The 1,094-nt window shown below is 66.2% G+C and carries 1 protein-coding gene; it reads left to right on the plus strand.

Going from position 1 to position 1,094, the window contains the following annotated elements:
• A partial coding sequence (locus ACYVDE_RS23750) for a DUF2867 domain-containing protein (protein ID WP_460503996.1) occupies positions 1–1,094 on the plus strand: 1,094 nt, incomplete at both ends.

The raw sequence follows: 1,094 nt of genomic DNA on the forward strand, positions 1-1,094 counted from the left end.
GCGACCCGCGCCGCTTCGCCCTGCCCGATACCATGCCCGAGAACCTGCATCCGCGCGTGAGCACGGCCACCGGCGACCTGCTGCGGCCCAAAACCCTGGCCCACCTGCCCACCGACATCGACGCCGCCTACTACCTCGTGCACTCGATGAGCGGCGGCAACGAGGACTTCTTCGCGCAGGAGCAGCAGTCGGCCCAGCACTTCGTGCAATACCTGAACACCACCACCGCCCGGCAAGTCATCTACCTCTCGGGCATCGCCAACGACACCAACCTGAGTGTGCACCTGCGCTCGCGCCGGGCCGTGGAGAACGTGCTCAGCCAAGCCCAGCCGGCCAGAATCACAGTGCTGCGGGCCAGCATCATCATCGGCTCGGGCTCAGCCTCGTTCGAGATTATCCGCGACCTGGTGGAGAAGCTGCCCGTGATGGTAACGCCGCGCTGGCTGAACTCGCGCTGCCAGCCCATTGGCATCCGCGACATCATGTTCTACCTCACGGCCGTGCTCGACAACCCGGCCTGCTTCGGCCGGGCCTTCGACGTAGGCGGGCCCGACGTGCTAACCTACCGAGAGATGCTGCTGGGCCTGGCCGCCGAGCGCGGCTACCGGCGCTGGATTGTGACGGTGCCCGTGCTCACGCCCCGGCTGTCGTCGTGGTGGCTGTACCTGGTCACGAGCACCACGTTCTCCTTAGCCCAGAGCTTGGTGGAGAGCCTGAAAAATGACACCGTGTGCGACCCCGGCAAGAGCATTGCCACCGTGGTGCCGCACCAGCCCATGAGCTACCGGGCAGCCCTGGCCCTGGCCTTCACCCGCATCGAGCAAAATGAAGTGGTGAGCAGCTGGAGCGACGCGCTGAGCTCGGGCGTGATGCGCCGGAACTACATGGACGCCATTCAGATTCCGAAAAACGGCATGTTCTTCGACCGGCAGGTGCAGCCCTTTACCCGGCCGGTGGCCGAGGTGCTCGACAATATCTGGCGCATTGGCGGCGACCGGGGCTGGTACAAAACCGACTTTCTCTGGCAGCTGCGCGGACTGATGGACAAGGCCGTGGGCGGTGTGGGCCTGCGCCGCGGCCGCCGCTCGCCCTCG

The organism is Hymenobacter agri, assembly GCF_054778495.1.